Below are 12,213 nucleotides of genomic sequence, written 5' to 3'. Positions count from 1 at the left end.
ATGACGAAGATGAGATTCGCCAATATTGTTTTCAAACCGAATGCTCGCGCGATGAGCTTTCCGAGTCTCTATTATCGCACCGAGAAGCTCGCGGTCTATGATAGCGAGCACGAGGCCCTGTTTCTGCAGGAGGAGGGCACGTACGACTTCACGACGTACTTCAACGCCCTGTCTGTGCGCAAACTGCTCGAGTACACGCGCGCTACCGGCTTCACGTTGCATGCGGAGGTGCGCGGCGCCCCCTGCCGCGTCGTCCAGACGAAGGCCTGCGCGTTTTTGGAGGAGTCGCTCACCGTCGATTCGGTCGCCCGTGATCTCGCTGGGACGGAGGCCGCAGCGGATGCCGCTTGGGAGCCGATCGATCTTGAGCTCAAGGTGGATGATGACGCGGTTCTGGTCGCTTTTCGCATCGAGACGCGAGGGGCGGTCGAGCTGCGGCGATCCTGGTACGAACTCGAGATCGAGGGAGATCTCGATCCCGTTGAACTCTCGCTGGTCACCACGACATTCAAAAAAGAGAGCTATATCATTCCCAACATCGAGCTCATCCGCCGCGAGATCTTGGGCTGTGAAGACGATATCGCCCGTCATGTTCGCATGAACGTCATCGACAACGGGCGCACGCTGGATGCCGAAGCGCTCTCCGGAGATGGCGTCACCGTGTTCGCGAACCCCAATGTCGGCGGGTCCGGCGGATTCGCCCGCGGGATGATCGAGTCGCTGCGCCAGCAACCGATTGCAGCGACGCATGTGCTGCTCATGGACGATGACGTCTCGGTCTCCTCTGAGAGCATTCGACGCACCTACAACCTGTTGAGAATCTTGAACGCCGAGTACAGGGAGGCGTTCATCAGCGGCGCGATGCTCGATTTCATGCAGGGTGAGGAGCAATGGGAAGATGTCGGATTCATGACCGCGGAGGGAACGTTCTCCACCGCGAAGGGTCCGCTCAATCTGAGCAAGCTGCCCGAAGTCGTCCTCAACGAGCGCATGCGCTTCACGGATCTTCAGCGCGAGCAGATGTATGCCGCATGGTGGTACTGCTGCATCCCGGCTGCCGTCATTCGGCGCGAGGGTCTGCCGTTGCCCCTGTTCGTCCGATGCGACGACGCGGAGTACGGTATTCGATGCAAGCCGAGGTTCATCACCATGAACAGCCTGTGTATCTGGCACATGGCCTTCGATGCTCGCTATAACGCCGCCGTGGAGCGCTATCAGACCACCAGGAACACCATGATCTCCCACGCTGTGACCGGGATGGCTCCCCGTTCGGACTTTCTGCGCGAGCTCAGGCGGAATCTGAGCATCGAGTTGAGAAAGTTCAACTACACCGACGCTTCCGTTTTGCTCGACGGCTTCGAGGACTTTCTCAAGGGACCAGACTTCATAGCGGCCCCGGTTGCCGAGCGCTGCTTCATAGAGGCGAATCGCAATGTGGAGAAGTTCTTCGATCTGGCAAAGCTGCAAGCCGATGTCGACTCCGACGGCGGCCCGGATCTGAGTGGAATCACCGAGCGCGATCTCGATGTTCCCAACCGTCACTCCAAGCTGATCACGCTGATCGATCTCGTCACATGGAACTTTCAGCGCGCCCCCTTCGCGCGGCGCGGAGAGGGGTACGGCATCATCTCAGCGCTCGGTTGGAACAACGACCTCGAGAAGTTTCATGGGAAGCGCGCGCTCGTGGTGATCGACTGGCATCGCCAGCGGGGCACCATACGGCGCAAGGACAGGAAGCGCTACAGGGCGATCATGCGTCGCTATCGCCGGGATCTGCGCTTCTATCGGGCGCATGGCGAGCAGCTGCGCCGAAGCTATGCCGCCGCTCGCGAGATGCTCACCTCTCAAGCCTTCTGGGAGCGCTATCTCAGGGAAGCGGCCGAATGAAGCCCTGCTGTGCCGCCGCCTCTGAGATAGGACGCAGGAGCCTCGGCGGACCCGTTCTTCTCAGCGCCTGCGCGGGCTCTGTCCGACCGATCGCCTCGGTGCTCGTCGGCGCAAGGGGGCGCTCCATCTCCCGATAGACCTCGAGCTCCCAGTGCCGGCGCTCCGATTTCGCGATCGAGTCCAATATGACGCCTCCGATCAATGCAAAGCAGGCAAGAAGGATGAGCGCACCGGCGAGCGGGATCACGGGTGGCCAGACTTCTCGTACCTCGCCGATCCGCGCCGATGCGCCCGAGGCGAGCCCCCCTCCGACGGCGGCAAGCGCCACGGCGACCACCGAGAAGAACATCAGCGGCCGGATAGCTCTGAGCATCGATAGAACGCACCAGATGATGCGCGCCCCATCTGAGATCGTGGAGAGCTTCGACGTCGATCCCGGCGGGCGATCACGATAATCGATGGGCAGCGCCGCGACACGCCATCCCATGGCTATCGCATGGATCGACAGCTCGGTCTCGATCTGGAATCCATCTGCGAGCACCGGGAAGGTCTTAGCGAGCGGCCGGGAGAGCGCGCGGTACCCTGACATGGCGTCGCCGGGGTCCCCTCGAAACAGAAACCTGATCAGACCTCGGACGAGATAGTTGCCGAAGCGGTGGAACACACGAGGGTGCTCCTCCATATAGGATCCGTTGTCGAGTCGATCGCCGACGACCATGTCCGCGCGACCATCAAGGATGGGGGCGCAGAGCCCCCGGCCCGCTTCGGCCGGGTAGGTGCTGTCGCCGTCGACCATGAGATAGCATTCGGCGTCGATGTCGCGGATCATCTGTCGCACCACATTGCCCTTGCCGCGTCGGGACACGAAACGCACGTGGGCACCGTGTTCCCGCGCGATCGCTCCGCTTCGGTCGGTCGATGCGTTGTCATACACATAGATCTCCGCATCCGGCAGTTCTCGACGAAAGTCCTCGATCACGTCCCCGATGGTGAGCTCCTCATTGAAACAGGGGATGAGCACCGCGATATTCTTCTTCACAGCTATCTCCTCAGCCGCATGCGTCGGCAGTCGATTCCAGATTCAGTTCTGCTTCTACCCCTTTGACATCGCGCGCGTACTGCTCGCGGGCGAACGGCTGAATGCGACCCTCGCGTGTCGCTGCTCTCGAGCCCCGCGCTTCTCACGGGTGCGCTGAGAATCGGTATCGAGCAGGGTATCGAACAATCATAACCTCGTCGGAGCTCTCACATCGGCTGTCATCATTTTCGTCTATAATCATTCTTGCTCGGCGGGACGCGAATGTGATCTCCGCGGGCAAACGCGCCATTAGCTCAGCTGGACAGAGCAGGGGACTTCTAATCCCAAGGTCGTAGGTTCGAATCCTATATGGCGCACCATGATCATATGGTGCCGGGTCGCCAGCCCGGTCTTTTGCGTTCGTGAAGCCACATGCTGCATCACCGACGGTGGCTTCGCGAACTCAGTGAGAGGACCCACGCGCTCTTTCATCGACCGATTCTTTTGAGTCGGCTTCAGCGCACCGGCGCTGTGGTAGACTCATCACAAATACACCATATCCTGCATGCCGGGTCCGCATTCGATTCGGGCGGCATGCATGCGGCAAAAAGGCTGCGCGCCCTTTGGCGCCGGGAACCAGGGAGAACACATGTCCGACACATTCGATATCGTTGCCGCCACCGGCTGCCCGACCGGCATCGCACACACGTATATGGCCAAAGAGGCGCTCGAGCGGGCTGCCGAGGCGCGCGGGCTGAGCATCAAGGTGGAGACGCACGGACAGGTCGGCGTCGAGGACGAGCTCACAGCCGCCGAGATCGCCGGCGCCCGGGCAGTCGTCATCGCCGCGGACAAGGACGTGGACGCCGATCGCTTCGCCGGCAGGCCACAGGTGTCGGTCAGCGTATCGAAGGCGCTGTCCGCCGAAGCGGCCGGCGTGCTCATCGACCGTGCCCTCGCCGCCGAGGGCACCCGAGCGCAGGCGGACCGTGCGGCAGCTGAAGGGGCGCCTCGCGCATCCAGGGAACATGAGACCATCGTCCACCAGCTCTACCGTCATCTCATGAATGGCGTCAGCCACATGCTCGTGTTCGTCGTCGCCGGGGGCGTGCTCACCGCGATGTCGTTTCTGTGGGGCATCACCTCCTATGATTCCACGGCAGCCGATTACAGCGCGTTCGCAGCGATGCTCAAGACGATCGGCGGCATCGCCATGAATCTCATGGTGCCCGTGCTGTCGGCGTACATCGCCGAGTCCATCGGCGACCGCCCCGCTCTCGTGCCGGGCTTCGTCGCCGGCATGATCGCGATCCAGGGGCTGCCCGTCAACGCGACGACCGGCCTGATCGACGCCGGCGGCACCGGGGTCGGGTTCGGCTTTCTCGGGGGCATCGTCGGAGGCTTTCTCGCCGGTTATGTGATCGTTGCGCTCGAGCACCTGCTGCGAAGGCTGCCGCAGAGTCTGGGAGGGCTCAAGGCGATCTTTCTCTACCCCTTGTTCTCGACGCTGATCGTCGGAATCGTCATGCTGGCCATCTCGGTTCCCATGGCGTGGATCAACACCTCGATGATGAGCTTCTTGCAGAGTCTCAGGTCCTCCGGACCGATCGTGCTCGGTCTCGCCATCGGATGCATGTGCGCATTCGACATGGGCGGCCCTGTGAACAAGGCCGCCTACGCGACCGGGACGTTTCTGCTCGGCAGCGCCTTGGAAGCGGGTGTTGGCACCCGGGCTTACGACTTCGGCACGAACTTCATGGCCGCCGTCTCAGCGGCCTGCATCGTGCCGCCGCTCATCACGGCGTTTGCGGTCATCGTAGGCAGGCGTTGGTTCTCCCGAGAGGATCACGATGCCGGCGTCGTCAACCTCATCTTGGGCTCGACGCATATCACCGAGGGAGCGATCCCGTTCATGACGAAGAACATCTGGCCGGTCATGCCTATCATGATGATCGGTTCCTCTATCGCCTCGATTTTGACGATCATGTTCAACGTTCACGACCCCGCACCGCACGGCGGCTTTCTGGTGATCCCGGTCGTCGAGGGCTGGCAGCTGTGGGTCGCTTCCATTCTTGCGGGCACCGTCGTCGGAGGGCTGCTCTTCGTCGGTTTCAAGCGCGCGGATCACCTCAGGCGGGAGCACGGGGACATGATCAACGGGGGAGTCGCGCCGAGGAGCGCGACCGTCAGCCCCGCGGGATCGCTCGCTTGCAAGGAGTCCGATGCCGGGGCCCAGACCTCGGCGGTGGACGCCCGAGCTGTCGCTTCATCAGGTGACCCGTCCGCAGCAGGCCCTCAGGCTGGCGATCCCCAGGGCGCGCCTTCCGACGATGGCAAGATGCAGCGCGGCTTCGGGACCGGATCGGTCACGCAGGGCGGATCGGAGGCGAGCAAGGGTTTCGTCTGTCCGGAAGACATCTTCGTGGATGTTGATTTCTCGACGCGTGACGAGGTGATCGACTTTCTCTCCCGGGAGGCCGTCTCCCGCGGCCACGCCGATGACGCCTCGGCGCTCGCTGCTGCGTTTCTGGAACGCGAGGCAGAGGGATCAACCGGTATGATGGACGGTTTCGCCATTCCTCACGCCAAGGCTGCGACGGTGCGCGATGCGGCTGTCATGATCGTGAAGGACCCTTCTGGCATCGATGGCTGGGACACGATGGATGATAAGCCCATCAATATCGCCATCGCATTGCTCATTCCGGATTCCGAAGCCGGGTCGACCCATCTCAGGCTTCTGTCGCGCGTCGCGGAGGCCCTGATGGATGAGGATCTGCGGCAGGATCTCAGGAAGGCGAGGAGCCGCGAGGCGATCGCGCAGATCGTGAACGAGCGGTTGTCTTAGGTGCCCGCTGGGTATAGTTTTCATCTGATGGAGCGGGAGTCCGGTGTGCTCGGCTTCGATGGCGGCCATGGGATGGTTCCGCGCGCGGTGGTATCCGGTCGTCAGGGCGCGATCAGATGACGGAGACGAGGATCGCATCCCAATTGCGCTTTCTTCGCCTTCTCAAGGCGTCCATGCGCTAAACTAGGTACGTTGTTTACCTCGTTTTACCGCATCAGCTTGCGGAACATGTCTGAGAAGGAGTCAATATGGTTTCTGAGAAGGTCACCCTCGTCAATCCCCAGGGTCTTCACATGCGTCCGGCGGGTCTGTTCGCCTCCAGCATGGGTAAGTTCGCATGTGACGTCACCGTGGTCACACCCGAGAAGGAGGTCAACGGAAAGAGCCCGATGGCTCTTATGGCCGCTGGCATTCCCTGTGGCACCGAGGTCGAGATCCGCTGCGACGGCACCGATGAGACCGAGGCGCTCGCAGCTGCCGTGGATCTCATCAAGAGCGGTCTGGGTGAGTAGCTTCGTCTTGGCGACTTTCCGATTTGAACGCATAGGTTCATAGGAGCATACGCAGGCGCCTGCTACCGCTGGGCGTCTGCGTTTTTCGTCGTAACGGTATCATGGAGATCCGGCAGGAGAGAGGACTTGGTATGTACGAGGGAGTAAACGCATCCGAGGGCATCGGAATCGGCAAGGTCGTCGTCGCGGTCGAACCCGATCTTTCGTTCACGCCAACCACGGTGGAGGACACTGCTGCCGAGCGCGCGCGCTACGGGCGCGCGCTGGAAGCCTTCATCAAGAAGACGGAGAAGCAGGCCGATCACCTGTGTCGGACCATCGGCGAGCAAGAGGCTGAGATCATGCAGGGCCATATCGCCATGGCCAACGACCCCGGCCTGCTCGATGAGATCAACCGCCTGATCGACTCCGGCGTGATGGCCGAGCAGGCGCTCACCGAGGCGACCACCATGTTCGAGAACATGTTTCTCTCCATGGATGACGAGATGTTCCGCCTGCGTGCGACAGATGTCGCAGATATCCGCACGGGCATCTTGGCCCAGTTGCTCGGCAAGGAGATCGTCGATCTCTCGACGCTGCCCGCCGGCTCGGTCGTCGCCGTGCACGATCTGACACCGTCCATGACGGCGACCATAGACAAGGATAACGTCGTCGGGATCGTGACCGAGACGGGCGGACGCACATCTCACTCCGCGATCATTGCTCGCGCACTCGAGATTCCCGCGGTCCTGTCGGTGGTGAACTGCTGCGCCGCGATGCGTCGGGGCACGACCGCGATCGTAGACGGGACATGCGGTGTGGTCATCTTGGACCCCGATGAGAAGACGCTCGCCGAGTACACGAAGAAGGCCGAGGAGTTCGCAGCGGAGAAGGCCGAGCTCGAGCGCTTCCGCGGCCAACCCACAAAGACCGCCGACGGGATCGAGAAGATCATCGGAGCCAACATCGGCAACCCCGACGACGCCGTCGCCGCAATGGAGCACGATGCCGAGGCCATCGGGCTGTTCCGCACGGAGTTCCTGTTCATGGATGCCAAGCAGCTTCCCTCAGAGGACGAGCAGTTCGAGGCGTACAAGAAGGCGGCGGTCACCGCGAAGGGCGCATCGGTGATCATCCGCACGCTCGACGTGGGCGGCGACAAGGAGATAGCCTATCTGCACATGAAGAAGGAGGACAATCCCTTCATGGGCTATCGCGCCGTGCGCTACTGTCTGGGTAACCCCGACCAGTACAAGGTTCAGCTGCGCGCGCTTCTGCGCGCGAGCGCCTTCGGCAAGATCATGATCATGATCCCGCTGGTGACAGCCGTCGAGGAGGTGCGCGCCGTCAAAGCGCTCGTTGAGGAGTGCAAAGCCGAGCTGCGCGACAAGAACATCGAGTTCAATGAGGACATCAAGGTCGGCGTCATGATGGAGACCCCTTCCGCCTCGCTGATCGCCGACAGGCTCGCTTGCGAAGCCGACTTCTTCTCAATCGGCACGAACGACCTCATCGGCTACACCATGTGCGCCGATCGAGGCAACGACCGCGTCGGATATCTATATAGCGTGTATTATCCGAGCGTCTTGCGCTCCATCAAAAACATCATCGAGTGCGGTGTGCGCGCCGGCATCATGGTCGGCATGTGCGGCGAGGCCGCTGCCGATCCGCTCCTCGAGCCGCTGCTGATCTCCTTCGGACTCGAAGAGTTCTCCATGTCGGCGCCGAGCGTGCTGCGCGCGCGCAAGACGATTTCGCTGTGGACGAAGAAAGAGGCGGATGAGCTCGCAGAGCGCGCTCTGGCATGCTCTACGATTGAAGAGGTCAAGGCGATTTTAACCGAGGCCGCGCGCTGATCGCGGATCGGGTACATGCTCAGAAAACGCAAAGCCGCGCACTGCGGGGGCGCATGGTCTCACGCGCCGCGGCATAGATGATGAAAGGCGCTGCCATTATGTTTTACACGCTCACAGCGAACCCGGCGGTCGATATGACGGTGTCGTGCAACGGGCTCATACCCAATGAGAACATCCGATCCGGCTCAGCGAGCTACACTCCCAACGGCAAGGGACTCGATGTCTCGTTCGCCCTGAAGAAATTCGGAACCGAATCGGTGGCACTGGGCTTCTTCGCCGGTTTCACGGGCAAGTTCATCGTCGAGGAGACCATGAACATGGGGTGCCTGTGTCGACCGGTGTGGACAGACGGCATCACCCGCATCAACGTCTATATCAATGACGGCGAGAGCGAGTACGGCGTATTGAATCCCGGAGCTCCGCTCACACCCGAGTACCAGCAGGAGCTCTACAAGGTCATCGATACAGCCGGCAACCTCGACTGTCTCGTCGTGTCCGGCTCGCTGCCCCCTCGCAGCACGGAGGACTTTCTGGATCAGGTCATGGAGCACGCACAGGTCCGCGGGGCTGACGTGGTGCTCGATCTGTCGAGCAAAAAACTCGAGGAGCTGGCTGAGAAGCGCCCGCTGCTCATCAAACCGAATCACCATGAGCTGCACGAGATCTTCGATCTTCCCGTGCGCGACGATGAGGACGTGCGGCGCGCTATGGCTCATCTGCACGGCATCGGCATTCAAAACGTGCTGCTGACGATGGGCAGCAAGGGCAGCGCCTACTTCTCGAATGGTGAGGACATCTGGTTCGCGCAGCGCGATTTCAACATCAAGCTCGTCTCATCGGTCTGCGCTGGCGATTGCACGTTGGCGGCGTTTCTCACCAAGTGGTACGAGGAGCGCGACAATGTCGAGTGCGCGATGAAGCTCGCGCTTGCGACGGGTGCCAATGTCGCCGAGAGTGTCGGCCTCGGTGATTTCGCGCGGGTCGACGAGTACAGCAAGCGCATCAAGGTCAGAAAACTCGATCGTCTCTGAGTTCTCAGATATTCGATCCGGCGGCGAGCCGACCGGATCGTTCAACATGATTGTCCTTTTTTGATACGTTTGGAGATGCCATGGATTCAGTTCACACCATCACGCCTGCCGACATCGAGCGAGCGCAACGGAACTTCGACGACTGCCGGTGCAACGCGATCGCCCGCAACGCGGTGACGGGTTCGGGCGTGCGCGCGGTGGCCGCCGATCCCGCTGCGCTGGCCCGCGCGACCACGACGTTCGATATCCAACTCGAGCAAGGCGATATCACCAATCAGCGACATTCCGGTCGCTGCTGGATGTTTGCGAGTCTGAACACGATGAGGTTCAGGGTCATGAGAAAGCTCGGTCTCAAGACGTTCGAACTGAGCGAGACCTACCCGCTGTTCTGGGACAAGTTCGAGCGATCGAACTGGTTTTTCGAGAACATCATCGCGACCGTTGACGCTCAGCTCACCTCGCGCGAGGTCTCATATCTGCTTGCCGATCCCATCGGCGACGGCGGGCAGTGGGACATGTTTCGCGCACTCGTCAAGAAATACGGTGTAGTGCCCAAAGAGGCCATGCCTGAAACGGCGCTCTCAGGTGACACCGGAGATCTTCGCAAGTATCTGACGCGGTATCTGCGTCACGGGGCCAAGCGCATTCGCGATGCCGCCGCAAGCGGTTCCGGCACCGAGGCGCTCACCGAGCTCAAAAAAGAACTCATGGACGGGGTCTATCGGATTCTCGTCATCACCCTCGGTGAGCCTCCGAAAACCTTCGATGTGCGCATTCGCGACGAGCGCAACGAACTCAAGGCGAGTGGGACCTACACGCCAAAGGAGTTCTTCGCCGAATTCGTCGACATGGATCTCGACGCCTACATCTCCTTGATCAATGCACCGACCGATGACAAGCCGTATATGCGCTCCTATACGGTGAAGTATCTTGGCAATGTTATCGAAGATGGAAGCGTCCGCTATGTGAATCTGCCGATCGAGGTGCTCAAACGGGTCGCGGTTGCTCAGCTGCGCGATGGGCTGCCTGTCTGGTTCGGCTCCGATGTCGACCAGGGTTTCTTGCGCAAGGAGGGCGTGCTCGACCCAGGCGCCCTTGATGTCGATTCGCTGTTTCGCCTCCCGATCGAAGAGGGCTTGGACAAGGCGGGCCGGCTTGATTACGGTGAGTCGCTCATGACCCATGCCATGACGATACAAGGTGTTAATCTTGATTCCGAGGGCGAACCCACGCGCTGGCGCATCGAAAACAGCTGGGGGGATGACCGGGGGAAGAAGGGCTACGACATCGCCTCCACAGCATGGTTCGACGAGTATGTCTACCAAGTCGTCGTCGACAGGCGCTATCTGAGCGATGAGGAGATCGCCGCCTACGATTGCGATCCGATCGAGCTCGCCCCCTGGGATCCCATGGGTGCGCTCGCCGATTAGCGCGGAAGAGAAGCGCAATGTCCGTGTCCGAAGGCGAGACCCGCGGTACCACTCACACAGCCGGGGCGGCCTCCACGCTCAATGGGGTCGCCCCCTCAGATGCGGCAAGTACTGTTCTGCGCGCGCTTGAGGAGACAGACCTCAAGGCATGGTTCGTCGGTGGCTGGGTACGCGATGCGCTGCTCGGCTCCGAGAGCCATGATATAGATATCTGCTGCTCGGGATCATGGCAGTCAAACGCGGCGGCGCTGCGCGCGGCCGGCATCGAGGTTCTCGAGACCGGCGTGAGCTTCGGAGGCATCACGGCGGTGATCGCACATGACCGCGTCGAGGTCACGAGTTACCGCATCGATGGCGACTACGTTGACGGTCGGCATCCCGTGCGCATCGAGCGCGCCGGCTCCATCGAGGACGATCTTGCGCGGCGCGACCTGACTGTCAACGCAATGGCTTGGCATCCCGAGCGCGGGCTCATCGATCTGTTCGACGGGCGGGGAGATCTCGCTCGGCGCGTCATTCGCGCCGTGGGCATCGCCCGTGAGCGCTTCGAGGAGGATGCGCTGAGGATGCTTCGCGCGGTGCGCTTCGCCTGCTCGCTTGATTTCAAGATGGATTTTGAGACCGACGAGGCGATCCGCGCCTGCGCCCCGCTTCTCAAGGCGATCAGCGCTCAGCGCGTGGGTTCCGAGCTCGATCGGATTCTGGCGAGCGGACGCGGGGGAGATGCCTTGGCGCATCATCCCGCACTCATGTGCGTCGCGATTCCCGAGCTCGCGCGACTGCGCGGCTTCGATCAGCGCAGTCGCTATCATGACTTCGACGTATACGATCATACGGCTCGCGTGCTCACGGTCGCCTCCGAGCTCGCCCTCGCATCCGATACCGACGGCGGGGCGCTTTCCGCGCTCGATCCCGCTCTCATGTGGGCGGCGCTGCTGCACGACATCGCGAAACCGGAGACCTTCACACTTGATAGAGATGGGCAGGGGCATTTTTTCGGTCATCCCGAGTTGGGAGCCGACCTCGCAGGTCGCATCATGGGACGTCTCGCACGGCCGCGAGACGTCGTGCGAGACGCATGTCTGCTCATTCGGTATCATGATCGACCCATGCGGCCGGATCGCTCTGATCTGCTGGGTGCCATGGCCCTCATGTCCCGGCCCGGAGCTGACACAGCTCATATTATGGATGAGCTGTTTGATCTCAAGCGCGCGGACACGCTCGGCAAGGCGCCGTCATGCTTTTGCTATGTCGATGAAATCGAGCGGATGCGCGAGATGGTGCACGAACTGCTTGCGCACCGTGAAGCCTACAGCCTCGCGACGCTTTCGATCAACGGCGGCGATCTGATTCGCGTGGGTGTCGAGCCGGGACCGCCTATCGGCACTCTGCTGCGTGAGGCACTTGCCGCGACGATCGCCGGCAAGGTGGATAACGATCCCATGGCTCTGCTTGACTATCTTGATCTGGATGATCGAAGACGATCTTCGGAATAGTCCGTCGAGCTTCACGTGGCCCTCCCTTGCATCACGTGCCTGTTTGGAGGAGCCCTAACGGCATTGCCGGTTTCATTGAATTGCGTTTAGCATATAGATTTGCGTGGTCTGCCATGCGCCACCCGCTTTAGGGGGGTAGATAACGTCGTGAAGCATACA

The 12,213-nt window shown here is 61.3% G+C and carries 8 protein-coding genes and 1 tRNA gene; 8 read left to right on the top strand and 1 reads right to left on the bottom strand.

Annotated elements, in window-relative coordinates:
• A complete protein-coding gene (locus CORGL_RS05700; protein ID WP_013708963.1) occupies window positions 1-1,887 on the top strand; it encodes a glycosyltransferase in 1,887 nt (628 codons plus the stop codon).
• On the opposite strand, the gene CORGL_RS05695 is transcribed toward CORGL_RS05700, so the two are convergent.
• Window positions 1,868-2,926, bottom strand: a complete 1,059-nt coding sequence (locus CORGL_RS05695) for a glycosyltransferase family 2 protein (protein WP_013708962.1) — start codon at window positions 2,924-2,926, stop codon at window positions 1,868-1,870. The genes CORGL_RS05700 and CORGL_RS05695 overlap by 20 nt on opposite strands.
• 282 nt (window positions 2,927-3,208) lie before the next feature.
• Here CORGL_RS05695 and CORGL_RS05685 point away from each other — a divergent pair.
• From CORGL_RS05685 to CORGL_RS05655, 7 genes are all read left to right on the top strand, one after another.
• A tRNA-Arg gene (locus CORGL_RS05685) sits at window positions 3,209-3,285 on the top strand.
• A gap of 269 nt (window positions 3,286-3,554) precedes the next feature.
• On the top strand, window positions 3,555-5,750 hold the full coding sequence (locus CORGL_RS05680; RefSeq protein ID WP_013708961.1) for a fructose-specific PTS transporter subunit EIIC: 2,196 nt from the start codon (window positions 3,555-3,557) through the stop codon (window positions 5,748-5,750).
• Between the two features lie 248 nt (window positions 5,751-5,998).
• Window positions 5,999-6,262: an HPr family phosphocarrier protein gene (locus CORGL_RS05675; RefSeq protein ID WP_013708960.1), complete on the top strand. Its 264-nt coding sequence runs from the start codon at window positions 5,999-6,001 to the stop codon at window positions 6,260-6,262.
• 131 nt (window positions 6,263-6,393) lie between these two features.
• Window positions 6,394-8,097 (top strand): phosphoenolpyruvate--protein phosphotransferase, encoded by a 1,704-nt coding sequence (gene ptsP / locus CORGL_RS05670; protein ID WP_013708959.1) that lies wholly within the window; start codon window positions 6,394-6,396, stop codon window positions 8,095-8,097.
• 98 nt (window positions 8,098-8,195) lie between these two features.
• Entirely contained in the window at window positions 8,196-9,128 is a 933-nt protein-coding gene (locus CORGL_RS05665) for a 1-phosphofructokinase family hexose kinase (protein WP_013708958.1), read from the top strand.
• Window positions 9,129-9,208: 80 nt separating this feature from the next.
• Window positions 9,209-10,558, top strand: a complete 1,350-nt coding sequence (locus tag CORGL_RS05660) for a C1 family peptidase (RefSeq protein ID WP_013708957.1) — start codon at window positions 9,209-9,211, stop codon at window positions 10,556-10,558.
• 17 nt (window positions 10,559-10,575) lie between these two features.
• The gene (locus tag CORGL_RS05655) at window positions 10,576-12,054 is read left to right on the top strand and encodes a CCA tRNA nucleotidyltransferase (RefSeq protein WP_013708956.1); all 1,479 of its coding nucleotides are present in this window, start codon (window positions 10,576-10,578) and stop codon (window positions 12,052-12,054) included.
• Window positions 12,055-12,213: the final 159 nt, after the last annotated feature.

Source organism: Coriobacterium glomerans PW2 (assembly GCF_000195315.1).
GTDB classification, from domain to species: Bacteria; Actinomycetota; Coriobacteriia; order Coriobacteriales; family Coriobacteriaceae; genus Coriobacterium; species Coriobacterium glomerans.
The sequence above is the reverse complement of the archived record's forward strand: the minus strand, read 5'-3'. Positions and strand labels throughout refer to the sequence as shown.